Source organism: Pectobacterium actinidiae, assembly GCF_000803315.1.
Taxonomy (GTDB): Bacteria; Pseudomonadota; Gammaproteobacteria; order Enterobacterales; family Enterobacteriaceae; genus Pectobacterium; species Pectobacterium actinidiae.
In genome coordinates, this window is sequence record NZ_JRMH01000001.1 from 2,995,161 (window position 1) to 3,011,806 (window position 16,646).

The 16,646-nt window shown below is 52.8% G+C and carries 17 protein-coding genes; 8 read left to right on the forward strand and 9 right to left on the reverse strand.

Annotated features, from left to right (window positions below; genetic code table 11):
- The first annotated feature begins 485 nt into the window (after positions 1–485).
- The 5 genes from cydA to KKH3_RS12810 all read left to right on the forward strand — a co-directional run bounded on the left by cydA (position 486) and on the right by KKH3_RS12810 (position 4,178).
- Positions 486–2,063: a cytochrome ubiquinol oxidase subunit I gene (cydA, locus tag KKH3_RS12795; RefSeq protein WP_039360184.1), complete on the forward strand. Its 1,578-nt coding sequence runs from the start codon at positions 486–488 to the stop codon at positions 2,061–2,063.
- A gap of 14 nt (positions 2,064–2,077) precedes the next feature.
- Positions 2,078–3,217 (forward strand): cytochrome d ubiquinol oxidase subunit II, encoded by a 1,140-nt coding sequence (gene cydB / locus KKH3_RS12800; RefSeq protein ID WP_039362419.1) that lies wholly within the window; start codon positions 2,078–2,080, stop codon positions 3,215–3,217.
- A 19-nt stretch (positions 3,218–3,236) separates the two neighbouring features.
- Positions 3,237–3,341 (forward strand): cytochrome bd-I oxidase subunit CydX, encoded by a 105-nt coding sequence (cydX, locus tag KKH3_RS21835; RefSeq protein WP_010295317.1) that lies wholly within the window; start codon positions 3,237–3,239, stop codon positions 3,339–3,341.
- Positions 3,342–3,482: 141 nt separating this feature from the next.
- Positions 3,483–3,848 carry a YidH family protein gene (locus tag KKH3_RS12805; protein ID WP_039360187.1) on the forward strand — a complete coding sequence of 122 codons (366 nt, stop codon included), beginning with the start codon at positions 3,483–3,485 and terminating at the stop codon, positions 3,846–3,848.
- Between the two features lie 3 nt (positions 3,849–3,851).
- A complete protein-coding gene (locus KKH3_RS12810) occupies positions 3,852–4,178 on the forward strand; it encodes a DUF202 domain-containing protein (RefSeq protein WP_039360190.1) in 327 nt (108 codons plus the stop codon).
- A 54-nt stretch (positions 4,179–4,232) separates the two neighbouring features.
- On the opposite strand, the gene fdhE is transcribed toward KKH3_RS12810, so the two are convergent.
- From fdhE to KKH3_RS12850, 9 genes are all read right to left on the reverse strand, one after another.
- Positions 4,233–5,162: a formate dehydrogenase accessory protein FdhE gene (gene fdhE, locus KKH3_RS12815; protein ID WP_039360193.1), complete on the reverse strand. Its 930-nt coding sequence runs from the start codon at positions 5,160–5,162 to the stop codon at positions 4,233–4,235.
- 214 nt (positions 5,163–5,376) lie between these two features.
- Positions 5,377–5,502 (reverse strand): hypothetical protein, encoded by a 126-nt coding sequence (locus KKH3_RS22510; protein WP_268807918.1) that lies wholly within the window; start codon positions 5,500–5,502, stop codon positions 5,377–5,379.
- A 10-nt stretch (positions 5,503–5,512) separates the two neighbouring features.
- Complete coding sequence (locus tag KKH3_RS12820) at positions 5,513–6,964, reverse strand: aminotransferase-like domain-containing protein (protein ID WP_039360196.1); 1,452 nt, start codon at positions 6,962–6,964, stop codon at positions 5,513–5,515.
- 109 nt (positions 6,965–7,073) lie between these two features.
- The gene (locus KKH3_RS12825; RefSeq protein ID WP_039360199.1) at positions 7,074–7,796 is read right to left on the reverse strand and encodes a glutamine amidotransferase; all 723 of its coding nucleotides are present in this window, start codon (positions 7,794–7,796) and stop codon (positions 7,074–7,076) included.
- Between the two features lie 189 nt (positions 7,797–7,985).
- Complete coding sequence (locus tag KKH3_RS12830; RefSeq protein WP_039360201.1) at positions 7,986–8,462, reverse strand: YlaC family protein; 477 nt, start codon at positions 8,460–8,462, stop codon at positions 7,986–7,988.
- 157 nt (positions 8,463–8,619) lie between these two features.
- On the reverse strand, positions 8,620–9,249 hold the full coding sequence (locus KKH3_RS12835; RefSeq protein WP_039360204.1) for an NAD(P)H-binding protein: 630 nt from the start codon (positions 9,247–9,249) through the stop codon (positions 8,620–8,622).
- Positions 9,246–9,746 (reverse strand): heme utilization cystosolic carrier protein HutX, encoded by a 501-nt coding sequence (gene hutX, locus KKH3_RS12840; RefSeq protein WP_039360207.1) that lies wholly within the window; start codon positions 9,744–9,746, stop codon positions 9,246–9,248. The genes KKH3_RS12835 and hutX overlap by 4 nt, the downstream gene beginning before the upstream one ends.
- Before the next feature lie 14 nt (positions 9,747–9,760).
- Positions 9,761–11,074, reverse strand: a complete 1,314-nt coding sequence (gene hutW / locus KKH3_RS12845; protein ID WP_039360209.1) for a heme anaerobic degradation radical SAM methyltransferase ChuW/HutW — start codon at positions 11,072–11,074, stop codon at positions 9,761–9,763.
- Positions 11,075–11,477: 403 nt separating this feature from the next.
- Positions 11,478–13,070: an ABC-F family ATPase gene (locus KKH3_RS12850; RefSeq protein WP_072034532.1), complete on the reverse strand. Its 1,593-nt coding sequence runs from the start codon at positions 13,068–13,070 to the stop codon at positions 11,478–11,480.
- Between the two features lie 117 nt (positions 13,071–13,187).
- Here KKH3_RS12850 and KKH3_RS12855 point away from each other — a divergent pair, with 117 nt between their 5' ends.
- The 3 genes from KKH3_RS12855 (at position 13,188) to treB (ending at position 16,631) form a co-directional block, all read left to right on the forward strand.
- On the forward strand, positions 13,188–14,084 hold the full coding sequence (locus tag KKH3_RS12855) for a PhzF family phenazine biosynthesis protein (protein ID WP_039360215.1): 897 nt from the start codon (positions 13,188–13,190) through the stop codon (positions 14,082–14,084).
- A 14-nt stretch (positions 14,085–14,098) separates the two neighbouring features.
- Entirely contained in the window at positions 14,099–14,644 is a 546-nt protein-coding gene (locus KKH3_RS12860; RefSeq protein WP_039360218.1) for a GNAT family N-acetyltransferase, read from the forward strand.
- 568 nt (positions 14,645–15,212) lie between these two features.
- Complete coding sequence (gene treB, locus KKH3_RS12865; protein WP_039360221.1) at positions 15,213–16,631, forward strand: PTS trehalose transporter subunit IIBC; 1,419 nt, start codon at positions 15,213–15,215, stop codon at positions 16,629–16,631.
- The last annotated feature ends 15 nt before the right edge of the window (positions 16,632–16,646 follow it).

The following is a 16,646-nucleotide window of genomic DNA, read 5'->3' on the forward strand; positions in this document are numbered from 1 at the left end:
TAAAGAGCAATAATCGGTGGCAGGAAAGCAGTTTATTGATTTTTTTACCTGCCACCTTTTTACGGCGAGAATAAAAACTAATACAAAAAGTAACTGTTATATTTATCGTTATTCCATCTGTACCAACAATGCGATTAAAGTCATAAATATCAAACCGCAATTACAGAATCAAACACCGCAAAATAACATCAAATTAAACCATAAAACCAAAATGATAATAATTATTGGATTTGTATTCTAAAATTGATACAAATTCAGTTTCGATTGTTGCTGGGAAACTGTACTATTTATCCTTCAGTTTTTGCACGCTATAATCCCCGCACGTTTTATTCACTATTCATTCTTATCTCACTTCAATGAGTGACGTTAATTTCTGACGGATGCAAATATCGTCGGCGGTAATTTATTCGCATTTTATTCATCACGATTTATTCCGGCAAGCATCGGAATAACAGCATTTTCCTGCCTGAAGCTAGGAGCCTAACATGTTTGATGTCGTTGAGCTGTCGCGGCTGCAATTTGCCCTGACTGCCATGTATCACTTTCTTTTCGTCCCGCTGACGCTGGGGTTGTCTTTCCTGCTGGCCATTATGAACACCACTTATGTGTTGACCGGCAAGCAAATCTATAAGGACATGACCAAATTCTGGGGCAAATTGTTCGCCATCAACTTTGCGCTGGGCGTGGCAACCGGTCTGACGCTGGAATTCCAGTTCGGTACCAACTGGTCTTACTATTCTCACTACGTGGGCGATATTTTTGGTGCGCCGCTGGCAATGGAAGGGCTGATGGCGTTCTTCCTCGAATCCACGCTGATCGGCCTGTTCTTTTTCGGCTGGGATCGTCTGACCAAAGTCCAGCACATGCTGGTGACCTGGTTCGTCGCGCTCGGCTCCAACTTTTCCGCATTGTGGATTCTGGTCGCTAACGGCTGGATGCAAAACCCGATTGCCGCTGAGTTCAATTACGAAACTATGCGCATGGAAATGCTGAGCTTCGCCGAGCTGGTGCTGAACCCAGTCGCGCAGGTGAAGTTTGTGCACACCGTGGCAGCAGGCTACACCGCCGGTGCGATGTTTGTTCTCGGGATCAGTTCTTACTACCTGTTGAGAGGCCGCGATATTGCCTTTGCCAAGCGCTCATTCGCCATTGCCGCCAGTTTCGGTTTGGCCTCCGTGCTGTCCGTCATCGTGTTGGGTGATGAATCCGGCTATGTGATGGGCGACGTACAAAAAACCAAGCTGGCAGCCATCGAAGCCGAATGGGAAACACAGCCTGCCCCCGCCTCTTTCACACTCTTCGCCATCCCCAATCAGGAAACGATGCAGAATGATTACGCGATCCACGTTCCCTATCTGCTGGGGCTCATCGCCACTCGTTCGCTCGACAAACCCGTCGTCGGCATTAAAAATCTGATGGCGCAACATGAGATACGCATTCGCAACGGCATGACGGCCTATGGTCTGCTGGAGGAACTGCGCTCAGGTAACACCGCCCCCGCCGTTCGCGCACAATTTGAGGCCACCAAGCACGATCTTGGCTACGGCCTGCTGCTTAAGCGCTATACCGATGACGTCGCCAACGCCAGCGAAAATCAGATTCAGCAGGCAACCAACGATTCGATTCCTCGCGTCGCGCCGCTGTATATCGCGTTTCGTCTGATGGTGGGCTGCGGCGTGCTGATGCTCGGCATTTTTGCTCTGTCGTTCTGGAGCGTCATACGCGGCCGCATGGGGCAGCGCAAATGGCTGCACCGCGTGGCGCTCTATGGCATCCCCCTGCCCTGGATCGCGATTGAATCCGGCTGGTTCGTCGCCGAGTACGGCCGCCAGCCGTGGGCAGTCGGTGAAGTTCTGCCTACCGCCATCGCCAATTCGTCTCTGGAAGCACACGACATCCTGCTGTCGATGGGGCTGATTTGCGGACTGTATACGCTGTTTCTAATCGCAGAAATGTATCTGATGTTCAAGTTTGCCCGACTGGGGCCAAGCAGCCTGAAAACGGGTCGCTACCACTTTGAACAACCGACGACACAATCCCTCGCGACACCTGCAAAACCTTAACGGGAGCCATAATGATGCTGGATTATGAAACATTACGTCTGATTTGGTGGGGATTGATTGGCCTGTTGTTCATCGGCTTCGCCATCACTGACGGCTTTGACATGGGCGTGGGCATTCTGCTGCGCCTGCTGGGCAAGACCGATACCGAACGACGGGTGATGATTAACGTGATCGCCCCACACTGGGACGGCAATCAGGTCTGGCTGATCACCGCGGCGGGCGCACTGTTCGCCGCCTGGCCGATGGTTTATGCCGCCGCGTTTTCCGGTTTCTACTTCGCCATGATTCTGGTGTTGGCCGCGCTATTTTTCCGCCCGGTTGGCTTTGATTACCGCTCCAAGCTGGAAAACCACCGCTGGCGCAACATGTGGGACTGGGGCATTTTCATCGGCAGCGTCGTCCCCACGCTGGTGTTCGGCATCGCATTAGGCAACCTGTTGCAGGGCGTGCCGCTGAGCGTCGATAAATATTTGCGACTCACCTACCACGGCGGGTTCTTTGGCTTGCTGAACCCGTTCGGGGTGCTGGCAGGTATCGTGAGCGTCGCGATGATCGTCGCACACGGCGCGGTTTACCTGCAAATGCGCACCACCGATGCACTTCAGCGTCGCGCGCAAAAAACCGTCCTAATCGCCAGCGCGCTGATGAGCATCACCTTCTTACTGGCTGGCCTGTGGGTTGTTACCGGAATCGACGGCTACCTGATTACCTCCACGCTGGATAAAGCGGCTCCATCTAATCCACTGAATAAAGACGTGGTTCAGCAGGCCGGAGCCTGGTTAACCAACTTTAATGCGTATCCGTCGCTGTGGGCGATCCCCACATTGGGTGTCGTTTTGCCGTGGTTCACCTGTCTCTTCTCGCGCATGAACCGCTGCGGCTGGGGTTTTCTGACCTCATCATTGACGATTGTCTGCGTGATTCTGACGGCAGGAATTACGCTGTTCCCATTCGTGATGCCTTCCAGCTTCGATCCCAATGTCAGCCTGACCCTCTGGGATGCGACGTCCAGCCAGCTTACGCTTCAGGTGATGACCATTCTGGCCTGCATTTTTGTCCCCACCATCCTGCTTTATACCAGTTGGTGTTACTACAAGATGTTCGGTCGGGTCGATGCGCGTTACATCGAAGAAAATAAGCACGCCCTTTACTAACGATTTGAGGAGAAAGAAAATGTGGTATTTCGCCTGGATACTGGGCACGCTGCTGGCCTGCGCGTTCGCGCTGGTCACCGCGCTGGCGGTTGAGAACCATGAAGCGGGAAAAGATGCCCCTTGAGAGAAGGAAGCGCCACCATCGGGCGCTTCATCATTTCGTACTGAGACAGTCATCAGGGCAGACGAAACCCGCCAAGGGCGCTAGAATGCAGACGCTGTGCCCAATCGGAAGCCCTCTTTTAACCTGAAATCAGACGACGACATGACAACACCCAGACAGGACAAAACACCGTGGTGGCGTCAGGGGAAAACCCCGGACTACCGTTTTTCATTAGCGAATGAGCGCACCTTTCTGGCGTGGATTCGCACCGCGCTGGCGTTTCTTGCGGGTGCCGTGGGTATCGATCAATTTACCGTTCATATCGATCCGCTGGTGCGTCAGGGGCTGGCTCTGCTGCTGGTCGTCTGCGCAGCGCTACTCGGCGGTCTGGCCTATCGTCGCTGGGTCAGCAATGAAAAAGCCATGCGACAGGAAAATGATATGCCGTATACGCCGATGCTGCTGATTGTGACGCTGTTTATCACCCTTATTGCCCTCGCGCTTGCCGCCATGATCCTGTTAGGGTAACGCATGGAAACCACTCGCGACCCGGGGCTACAGCCGCAGCGAACCGGCATGGCCTGGACACGTACCCTGTTTGTGATGTTAATCAACAGTCTGCTGTGTTTTCGCCTGAGTATGGTAGACGGCAGTCGTGCCATTTTTGCCTGCGCCATTCTGCTTCTGTGCGTTTCTGCCCTGATGTCGGTGCTGGCGATTCTGCGCTATCGCTTTAACGCTTGCTGTCAGCCTAGGCTATCACGCGCCAGCCACGGGCTGATCGCACTCACATCCGCATCAATGGTGATTACTGCACTGGTGTTATTACTGCATTTTAGCGGCATGTGGCAGGAGTAGGTTTTCAGAGAGGAAAGGCGGTGAAGCACAAACGCGCTTCACCAATCAGGATGGTTATTCGATGGAACTTTCCGGGAACAGGAAAGGATTGATGCTGCTGCGAGAAAAACCTTCTTCCTCCATTTTCACATCGAGCACCAGAGAAGCCAAATCGTCGGCGACGGCTTCCACTCGGTGATCTTTTTCCTGATATAGCAATTTCAGATACGTGCCGCAGTGGCCGCAGCTTTCTGCTTTAATCGCGGAATTTTCGCTATCCAGCGACCAATAATTCAGTTCGCTCGACTCTTCACAGTTGCTGCATTTCACCCGCACCATGTGCCATTCGCTCTCGCACAGATTACAGTGCAGATAACGCAGACCACTGGAGGTGCCTAATTGCACTACGCCCGATACCGGAATACTGCCGCACACGGGGCAAAACTGGCGATGTTCGCCGGGTACGGCACGCGCTTTACCAGGTAATTGGCTTGCCATCTGCGCCCAAAACAGCGACAGCGCCGCCCAGATGAACGGGGCTTTATCATTGCTCTCGGCACGAAATTCGTGTTGCAGCAGTGCTGTCGCCTGTTCTTCCAGCTCCTGCTCTGAGGCTTTTTCCAGATTCTCCAGCGTGGATAACACCTGTCCGCTGGCATCCGGTTTTAATTCTTCAATCAGTGCACGCAGCAGCGTGTGCCAGTGCGCATCACGCGGGAACACCGCAATATCGAGCGGCGGACGTTCGCCAGACTGTTTCAGCACGTCGCTCAGGTCAAGCTTCAACGGATGATCGTGCAATACCTTCTGCTGGGCCTCCACCACGCCTGCGGCGAAGGTGAGGTAATCTCCCAATGGGTGATTTTCAGCTAACTGACGCAGACGCTCCGCGCGACTGCTGTACAGGCTTTTCAGATTGGCAAAAAGCAGCGGAGGGATATTTCCTTCCATCATCGATTTTTCGTTCTGTTCTAACTGTTCCTGAGGAACAATGCGAATACTCATCAGGGTGGTTTTTCCTGTTGTTTGCGTTGTCTATCCGAGAGATTTCGGGGTGCAGGAAGGCCGCCAGCGCGGTCCGGGTATAATAGCTAATGCCAATCGCTAAAGAGCGAGATACACGGGGCGACCACAGGGGTGAGGCCTCCCTGCGGGAACCTCCCCCTGTGTTTCCCATAAAAACGAGCTTAAATGATCAGCATTCGGGTATCGCTCACCTTTAGCCGGGATTATACGCATCGTGCCTGTCGACTTCCTGATTTCCGGCAAGGTTAGGGCTGTTTTTCGCCATCGATGCCGTCACCTTCCGCCATGACGGAAACAGTAGCAGAAAAGCGGCAAACATCTCCACACCTCTAAAGGGGTGATCGCGTCAGGCGCTCGCCTATCTGCGTCCGAATCAGCGATGCTAAGACGATCGCACTTTGTTCGCAGCGATCGTCCCATTCGTAGGACGCGTTGAAGCGGAAATAGCGATCGTATTTGTCGCCGGTCGTGAACATTTTCCCCGGCGCAATGCTGACGCCCCGCTCCAGCGCACGGCGGTATAGCTCCGTGCTGCTGACACCTTCAGGCAACTCCAGCCAGAGAAAATAACCGCCTTGCGAATGATTAATGCGGACGTCGCCCGGAAAGTGTCGGCGTAGTGACTGTAATGCAGCATGTTTGCGCTGCTCCAGCGCCCGCCGCAGGCGGCGCAGGTGGCTATCATAGCTGCTGGTTGCCAGATAATCCGCAATCGCCAACTGCATCGGTGCACTGGTTGATAATGTACTCATCAGTTGTAAACGCTGAATACTGCCCGCATGGTTCCCTGCCGCTACCCAGCCAATGCGAAACCCTGCCACCAGATTTTTAGAAAACGAGGAACAGTGCAGAATCGTCCCTTTTTTATCCAATGCCTTCGCGGGTCGCGGACGTTGCAGACCGGTATAAAGCTCGCTGTAGACGTCATCTTCTACCAGCCCGACGCCGTGTGTTTCCAGCATCGCCACCAGCCGCTGTTTCTTCTCCCAAGACAGCGTGCAGCCAAGTGGATTATGAAAATTGGTCATCAGCCAACAGGCTTTGATCGGGTAATCATTCAGCGCCTGCTGCAACGCATCAAGATCGATGCCCTGCTGCGGATCGGTCGCTATCGCAATTGCTTTGAGTTTAAGGCGTTCAATGGCCTGTAGCGCGCCGTAAAAAGCCGGAGATTCGATCACCACGTAATCACCCGGCTCCGTCAGCGCCTGAAGACTGAGATTGAGAGACTCCATCGCCCCCGCCGTAATCACAATCTCATCGGGCGAGACAGCAATCCCCTGCAACGCATAGCGCTGCGCGATGTTCTTCCTCAGGCTCTCATTACCCGGCGGCAAATTATCCAGCGCGCTGTGTGGCTGCATATGGCGCGCCACCGAGGCCAGCGAGCGCGTCAACTGACGCTGTGGAAAGAGCTGCGGATCGGGAAAGGCCGATCCGAACGGCATCACTGCCGGATCTTTGCTAGCCTGAAGCACATCAAAAATGAACGCATTGACGTCCACATCTTCAGTCAACTGAACGCGCTCCTGCCCAACGGGCGAACGCAGGCTGTCTGCCGGTAATACGGACAGCTGCGGTGCCGCGTAATAACCCGACTGCGGACGCGACACAATCAGCCCCTGACTTTCCAGCAGTTGATAGGCGTGCAGCACGGTCATCAGGCTCATGCCCGAATGCAGTGATTTTTCCCGCAGCGAGGGCAGTTTGTCGCCCGGCTGCCAGATCCCTTCCTGAAGCTGCTCACGGAGCTGGTGAGCGAGCTGTTCAAACTTTGCCATAGCGTTACGGTTTCGGTGGGATAAATCTGTCATGATTTTTGGCTCGATCCCCACCGAGAGGTAGCGATCGAGAAGGACATTTAGTCGATAATAACGCGTTATTTGAGGGCTATTTCGCCGCGTAGCGTTGTACAAAATCCAGCAGGATCTTGCGCGCCCAAACGGGTTCCTGCGGGATATCCATCATTCGATCGACATCCCAACCGCCCTGTCGCAGCGCCGTTTCATTATGACGCAGGCACGTCAGCATGATGTTCGCGCTGAATTCCGGGTGGAATTGTACGGTCAAGACGTTATCGCTATAGCGAATAATCTGGCAGCCATCCATTTCTGAGCTCGCCAGCACCTGTGCGCCCGCAGGCGGTTCCAGCACGGATTGCTGATGCGTCAAATAAGCGCCAAACTGCTGCGGATAATCACGCAGTAATGGGTCTTGTGCTGCGGCTTCATGAGTTGTCACGACCTGAACGCCAACTTCCTTACCGTTCGGGTTATCCCCTACTTTGCCGCCCAGCGCATCGGCGAGCAGCTGATGCCCATAGCACACGCCCAGCAGCGGAACATCCGCGTAATACGCTTCACGCAGCCAGCCAGCGGTATATTCACTCCAGTCCAGCCGATCCGTGACCATCGACCACGAGCCGGAGATAATCACCGCCGCTAGCGTATCAAACGGCGGCAACAATTCGCCCAGATCGGGACGCACCACCCGTACTGGCTGCGAATTCCCCTGTACCGCATCACTAAACCATTTCCCCTGTTGCCCAACCTGAGACGCAATCCCTTCCGGTGGTTGTCCCAACTGAATCACCAGCAATACCTTTTCGCTCATCGTCCTGTTCTGCCCGTATTTGAAAAACCATCAACCTGAAAAACCACAAGAATGCGGCGCTCGCTGCTTATAACGAACGTAGCACTATGCCTACATGAAAACCAGCCACCATGAAAATCTGCGCATAGGAAAAACTATGCGCATTATTTGCTCATCGCGAAATGGGGCGGTTTGAGGGCAGAAAATCAGCTAAATGGAAGGCTGTTGGCGGTAGGCCAGCGAGAAGACGTCGTAGAAATCAACGTCACCTTTCGTGCGTCGAATCTTCTCGATCCCCGTTTTTACGGCAGCTGGCACCTGCTCGTTGCGTAACAGTTTATCCAGCGTGTCCTGAGATACGTGACGGATGGTAAACCACTCGCCGTTGTAGCAAACGCGTAAATCCAGCGTATCGATGTCTTCAAAACGATAGGTCGGGTTGATATCCACGGAGAGTGCCAGCGTCATCACCAGCAGGAAAACGGTAAAGCCGATCAGGTAGGACAAACCAAAATAAGGGGCATAAAAAAGGATAATTGCGACCGGCACGTAGCTCACCAGCATCGCGGCAAACAGATAGGGGTGAGACTGCATGAATTTGCGGCTAAAACGTATTTTATTGTCGCGTTTTTCTTCCCGATTAATACGTTCGATCTCTTCGGTCAGAAGGCGTTTTACTTCATCCATCGTCATCACCATCGTGCTTGAGGAATACAACACTGCTGGCATCGATTAGAACATAGCCACCTGAGAGATAACAGATACAGTTTTCGACAGATTGGCTATAACAGTTTTCCGATTGCCAGGAAAGATTATCCCGGCAACCTTGATGACAAGACGGCAATTAAGGAATAGCAGGCATCGTGAGATCGGGATCGATCAGATTGTAGATGTGATTGCCAAACACGGGTTGCTGCAACAGCTGATCAACCGCCAGCGCGACATCCCTACGTGACACCAATCCCAGCGTAGCAGCCCCCTGCGTCAGTTTTGCATTGTGCGTTGCGACCACGTCCAGCAGACCGCCGGGACGGACAATACAGTGATCCAACGTACTGCTTTGCAACCAGCTTTCTGCCAACGATTTCTCACGTACCGCGAAGCCAAACGCGGCTCTGGCGCGTGGCGACAACAGCGGCCAGGTATCGCCGCAGCCCAGTGACGTCACCAGCAGCATGCGTTTGATGCCTGCCTGCTCTGCGCCATCGATCACCGTTCGGTGACCCTGATAATTTACCGTGCCGCCGCCCATTGTCGATACCACAATGGCAGAAGGCCCCGCCACACGGCAGGCTTCCGCTACCGTTTCCGGGTCGCAGGCATCGCCTTCCACCACGGCTATACCCTGCTCACGCCAGTGTTTAGCCTGCTCAGGATTACGCAAGACGAGTACAACCGCCTGCTCGCACTCAATAGCGCGCTGTAATAAGCAGGCGCCGACCCCATTGCCTGCGCCGAAAAGTAACCACGTCATACCTGCTCCGGTTGTAATTCACTCGCCAGCGCGCGGAACGCCTCAACCTGAGCGCTCAGCAGTTGGCGGTGGCTGTCTCGTCCAAGGAAAATTTTAAACATCGCTGCACCGCTGGCATTAAAGAACACCACGGACGCCGTGTCCATCCCCATGAACTTACGCTCAATAAATGCAATATGCTGACAGCTCGTTGCACGGATATGACCGCTCAGGCCATTTTTACCGCGCAGGTTAAAATAACCGTGGCGGTGTGTACCGGTTGGCAGCTCGCTCTTGAATTCCAGAATCGCGTCTGCCGTGTGGCTGATGAGCGTCACTTCCCCCCAGGTCGCAATGGTGTCCCAGACCTGATCGAAACGATCGCCCGCCGCCAGCGTACGCTGTGCCGCAGGCAAGGCCTCAACGACAGCAAACAGCGACGTATTATACTTTCCGGCAATCTCTTCCAATGTGCCATCAGGGTTGGTTGCCAGTAATTCATTCAGTGTCATGGTCATCGTTGCGTCTCCGGTTAGTGCGCATGCTCTTCGGCATTAAGCTGGGGGATAATTTGTTGTAATGCCTGCATCAGGTTATTCGCCCAGAAGCGACCATCGTTGGTCAGGCGCAGGCAGGTGGAATCGTCACAGGTCAATCCGGCCTGATGCCACTGGCTGAGCAACGGCTGAAGTTCACGGGCATGTCGAGTAAGTTGAGGAAGTTTGATACGACCGACTTCAATCCCCGCCTGAAGCTGATGCTGCCAGGGTCCGGTAGGGCTGGCTGGCGTCATCATCATGATCGGTTTTTGTCCCTGATCGATATGCTGATAGTAGCGCTCCAGGCTGCGTTCCATCATGTAGGCTTGCCCGTTGATATTGCCACCCGCACCGCTTCCCATTGCCAGGCAGTCCGCGCCTTGTTTAATCAGCAGATTGTACAAGTTGCGTTCACGCGTGGTGCGCGCCCAGTGACTGTTGCTAAGCTGGTGCCAGCCCGCATCGGCCAGAAATGCCGCGCCAGTCCGGTAAAAATCACGACGGGCAACCACATCAGGCAGCGCGACGCGCTGGTTTTCGGCCGCTTTCGCCAGCGGTGTAGTCGGTAACAGATTAAGCGCATACAGATCGACGCCGTCTAACGGTAAATCACTGACGATCGCCAGATCTTTTCGCCAGATTTCCGGTGTTTGGTCCGGCAGGCCGAACATCAGATCGCACACTACGGCGGCTCTGTCTCGCTCGCACAGGCGCTCAAGGAAGCGAATTGACTGCTGTTTATCCGACGTACGCGCCATACGCTGACGAATGCGGGTATCGAACGTCTGAATCCCAATGGAGAAGCGGTTCGCTCCCGCATCCAGACAGGCATCGATTCGATCATCATCAAAATCCATCGCCCGCCCTTCTACTGTGATTTCACAGTCCGGTGCCAGCGGCAGAGAGGTACGGATCGCGCGAATGATCTGTGACAGTTCATCAGCCGCCAGTGCCGTTGGCGTCCCCCCGCCAAAATATACCGCATGAATCGGCGCAGACTGATGCAACGGGCTGTCCGCTTCCATCGCCAATTCCTGCAACAGATAGCGGGTATAGGTCGCCGTGCTGTCATCACGCAGTTTGTTTTGATAAAAGCCGCAGAACGTGCAGTGCGTGGCACAGAAAGGAATGTGCAGGTAGAGCAGACGCTTACGCGCAGGCACAGTCTGCTGCTTCAGCGTCTGCCAGCCGGCCGGAATCTGTTCTGGTGAAAGCGGCACATGGTTACGCCACGGCATTGCCATACGTCGGGCGCTAAAAGGCTGCTCACCGGGCTCGGCATAATACGGCGTCAAATCGATGTTCATTAACGGCCCCCAAATAATCAATAAAATAAATTAAATGATAATTATTTTTATTTGGCAACGAGGAGAAAACGTAAATGAATGGGCTGAATTTGAATACAGAAAAATAGCGACAGGGATTAACAAACTGTTTTCTTTTGTGCAAACTGAAAATCATACCCAAAAACCATACTGCTATTTTATTTCAGAGGGTTACGGTGCATCCTGCTTTGTTTTTTTAACAAGTAAGAAAAAAAAGCAGCGTTTATTAAAGTTCGTTAATTTGGGTAATCAAGACAGGCAGGATCGGTGAATATTTACGTCCGATGAGATCGGCGAAAAGAAATAAAAGAGAATAGAGAGAACGAAAGAAACGAAAAATACCGACCTTCAGGCCATGATTTAGGCCTGAAGGTCGGTATAGAGATTACTGAATACCCTGACTGCGCAGGTAATCTTCATAGTTACCGGTGAAATCGATCACTTTATTTGGCGTAATTTCCAGAATACGGGTCGCCAATGAGCTGACAAATTCACGGTCATGAGAGACGAACAGCAGCGTCCCTTCATACATTTCCAGCGCCATATTCAGCGATTCAATGGATTCCATATCAAGGTGGTTGGTCGGTTCATCCATCACCAGAATATTCGGACGCTGCATCATCAGCTTACCGAACAGCATGCGGCCTTTTTCACCACCGGATAACACCTTCACTTTCTTCTTGATATCGTCCTGGCTGAACAGCAAACGACCGAGTACGCTGCGCACGGCTTGCTCGTCGTCTTTTTCCTGTTTCCACTGGCTCATCCAGTCAAAAACGGTCAGCGTCTCATCGAATTCGTATTCGTGATCCTGCGCGTAGTAGCCAATTTTTGCGTTTTCAGACCATTTCACCGTACCGCTATCCGGTTCGACATCACCGACCAGCGTTTTCAGCAGTGTCGATTTACCGATACCGTTGGCACCCAAAATAGCGACTTTTTCACCCACTTCAACCATCAGACCCAGCTTGCTAAACAGCGGACCATTATCAAAACCTTTGCTCAACGCTTCAACTTCCAGCGCATTACGGAACAGTTTCTTATCCTGATCAAAACGGATAAACGGGTTTTGACGACTGGACGCTTTCACTTCATCCAGCTGGATTTTATCGATCTGGCGCGCGCGTGATGTCGCCTGCTTGGATTTAGAGGCGTTGGCACTAAAGCGGCTGACGAACGACTGCAATTCGGAAATCTGTGCTTTCTTCTTGGCGTTATCGGACAGCAAACGTTCACGAGCCTGCGTCGCTGCCGTCATGTATTCATCATAGTTGCCGGGATAAATACGCAGCTCACCGTAGTCCAGATCCGCCATGTGCGTACAGACCATGTTCAGGAAGTGACGGTCATGCGAGATGATGATCATGGTGCTGTTACGCTCGTTCAGCACCTGCTCCAGCCAGCGGATCGTATCGATATCCAGGTTGTTGGTCGGTTCGTCGAGCAGCAGGATATCGGGATCGGCAAACAGCGCCTGCGCCAGCAGGACACGCAGTTTCCAACCAGGAGCAATTTCACTCATCAAGCCATAATGCTGCTCAACGGGAATCCCCACGCCCAGCAACAGTTCGCCCGCGCGTGATTCTGCGCTGTAGCCATCCATCTCACCGTATTGCACTTCCAGATCGGCAACTTTATAGCCGTCGGCTTCACTCATTTCAGCCAATGAATAGATACGATCGCGCTCTTCTTTTACCGCCCACAGCTCACCGTGGCCCATGATAACGGTATCCAGCACGCTGTATTTTTCAAAAGCGAACTGATCCTGACGCAGTTTACCCAAACGTTCATTAGGATCGAGGAAGACGTTACCGCCGCTCGGCACCAGATCGCCGCCGAGAATCTTCATGAATGTGGATTTACCGCAGCCATTCGCGCCAATCAAACCGTAACGGTTACCACCGCCAAATTTAACGGAAATGTTTTCAAACAACGGCTTGCTGCCGAACTGCATGGTGATATTGTTGGTACTTAACACAGCACTTATACTCGAGTCGGAATGTGATTTGGCGCGCATTATGCCACAAGCGCGCGATAGGGTCGCGGTTAGTTTTGAGTAATATTTAAGCGATAGCGCATACAGGAGAGAAATGCGATGCCTATAGTACGTCGTTTCAAGCAGGTCGACGTTTTCACCCAGCAGCCTTTTAAGGGCAATCCACTTGCTGTCATTATGGAGGCAAATGGGCTGACCGATGCGCAAATGCAGGATATCGCGCGTTGGACAAACCTGTCGGAAACCACGTTTGTCCTGTCTGCCACCGATCCTCTGGCGGATTACCACGTACGTATTTTTACGCCAGAATCAGAAATGCCCTTTGCCGGACACCCTACGCTAGGCACCGCACATGCTTTGCTGGAAGAAGGATTACGTCCTAAATCGCCGGGTCAGCTAGTGCAACAATGTGGTGTTGGCTTAGTACCGATCAATATCAATGATGATGGGAGCCTGGCTTTTCACGCGCCGCAGGCTACCATCATTCCATTCAGCGACGAACACACGCCGCTGCTGGAAAAAACGCTGGGCATTACTGGCGTTGGTTCTGCCTGTATCGATAAACGCTACCCGCCAGCCGCTGTACACATGGGCATTCGCTGGCTTGTGATTCGGGTAGACAGTGCTGACACCTGCCTGAAAACTATACCGGATGCAGAAGCGCTCTCCGCCGTGCAAAACCTCAGTCAGACCAACGGCATCGCCATCTATGGCCCGCATAATAACGGGACACCGGCCGATTACGAGGTTCGCGCGTTTTATATTGAACGTGGCTATCTTAAAGAAGATCCCGTGACGGGCAGCGCCAATGCCTGTCTGGCGGCATTACTTCGCCAACAGCACTCCACAAATACGGTCACTGCGCCACTCAGCTACCTTGCGCGACAAGGCACAATGCTGCAACGCGATGGCCGTGTTACCGTCACTTATCTGAACGATGAACCGTGGATCGGCGGGCACAGCGTCACGATCGTTGACGGCACATTGCAGCGTTAACAGGGAGAGAGTTTATGGAAACGTTATCTGTAGATGCGCTATACGAATTAAAGCCTCTGCCCCACTTGCGTCTGACGATACAAGAAGAGAACGACGCCGACGCGCTCTTTTCCCTGATTCAGCAGGAAAAAGTACGCTTGCGGCGGACGTTACCGTGGCCAGATTCCGTCAAAACCGTCGATGACACGCGTGAAACCATTCGCGCCAACAGAAAGGCATTCTTCGACAAAACAGCCGCCGTGTACGTTATACGCTGGGACGATGCTCTGGCGGGCATTGTCTCCTTCAACACGATTCAGGATAAAGAAGGCGTCATCGGTTATTGGATCGCCGAAGCCTTTGAAGGCAAAGGCATCGTTTCTCAGGCTGTCAGCACGCTGATAACGGCCTATACCGATGCGAGCCTCGTTGAACGCAGTGTCATCAGAGCGTCAACCGCCAACACGCGTAGCAACGCTGTCGCTCAACGACTTGGTTTTCGCTTTCACCATACGGAAAAAGATGCTGAGCAGATTGGCGAGAGGTGGTTCGATCACAATATTTATCGCTATCCTGCCTGATATTACTCCACATACCCTCCATCACCTGATGCGCTGCCTTTCCGGCTACGCATCAGATTCTTTCTCTTCACGACGTATTTCATTTGCCACCTCGTTATATTTTTGTGACTAACATCACAAAAATGTTGAAATCCAATTTCATCTTCGCTACCATCAAAAACGTGATGAATATCACACTTAACTAACCCGTTAGAGGAGACTGCTAATGAAAACGATGCGTAGAATCAGCAAATTCTTTAAAAGAATGGGAGATGTTTATGTCAGTTACTGTGAACGTATTGGGTCAATCATCAGCCCGTTCTGATTGTGATATAAACAATCTCTGAAGCCGCCTTCTCATAGGCGGCTTTTGTTTTTCTGCCGCTTCTACAGGTTTCATTCATCCCCCTTCCTCTTTTGTCTACCTGCACGTTATAGATTTGTGCAGCACAGCGCATGCCTGAACATTCTCTTTAAAAAACAGCTCAATGCGTTTTCCTTTCACAGCAAAACCATCATTAACAGACTATGCTTTTCTGTACTTGCTTCGCGTCCCCGACGTCTGCGCTAAAAGATAAAAGGACTGACTATGAGTAAAGTAAAACAACAGGATATTGATCGTCTGATCGAACTGGTCGGCGGGCGTGAGAATATCGCGGCTGTCACGCACTGCATCACCCGTCTCCGGTTCGTCTTGCACGACGCATCCAAAGCCCATCCGAAGAACATCGAAGAGCTGCGTATTGTCAAAGGGTGCTTCACGAATGCCGGACAATTTCAGGTCGTGATTGGCACTGATGTGGATGAGTACTATAAAGCGTTGCTCGCCACCACGGGAAAAGGCGAAATCAATAAGGAAGAAGCCAAAGTCGTTGCCCGACAGAATATGAGCTGGTTCGAGCGCAGCATTTCACATTTTGCCGAGATCTTTTTTCCGCTGCTCCCTGCACTCATCAGCGGGGGATTGATCCTCGGCGCCCGTAACGTAATTGGCGATATTCCAATGCGCGACGGGCAAACGCTGGTACAACTCTACCCGACCTGGCAAACCATCTACGATTTCCTCTGGCTGCTGGGTGAAGCCATCTTCTTCTATCTTCCCGTTGCCGTTTGCTGGTCAACTGTACGCAAAATGGGCGGCACGCCGATCCTTGGCATCGTGCTCGGTATCACACTGGTATCGCCACAACTCATGAACGCCTACCTCATCGGTCAGCAAACGCCTGAGGTGTGGAATTTCGGCTGGTTCACGATCGAAAAGATAGGCTATCAGGCACAGGTCATTCCGTCCGTCTTAGCCGGGATGGCGCTGGCACTGATCGAAACGCGGCTGAAGAGAATCGTGCCGGATTACCTCTATCTGGTGGTCGTGCCTGTAACCTCACTCATTTTGGCCGTTTTCCTGGCACATACGTTGATTGGTCCGTTTGGTCGTATGATTGGTGATGGCGTCGCCTGGGCGGTTAAGGCGGTCATGACAGGCAGCTTCGCCCCCGTTGGTGCCGCGCTGTTTGGCTTCCTGTATGCGCCGTTAGTCATCACGGGCGTGCACCAAACAACGTTAGCGATTGATATGCAGATGATTCAAAGCATGGGCGGCACCCCCGTCTGGCCACTCATCGCACTGTCCAACATTGCGCAGGCAGCTGCCGTTGTCGGGGTGATCCTCGTCAGCCGGAAAACCAACGAACGTGAAATTTCTGTCCCAGCGGCGATTTCCGCCTTTCTGGGTGTGACCGAACCCGCGATGTACGGTATCAACCTGAAATATCGCTTTCCGATGCTGTGCGCCATGATTGGCTCTGCTGCCGCCGCGCTCATTTGCGGCCTCTACGGCGTAACGGCAAATGGTATTGGCGTAGGTGGATTACCGGGCATTCTCTCCATCAAACCACAGTTTTGGGGAGTCTTCGCCCTTGCTATGCTGGTCGCCGCCGTCATTCCGATGGTATTGACATCGCTGGTCTATAAACGCAAAAGTCGCAATGGCACGCTCGACCCTGCATAGCATTGACATATAATT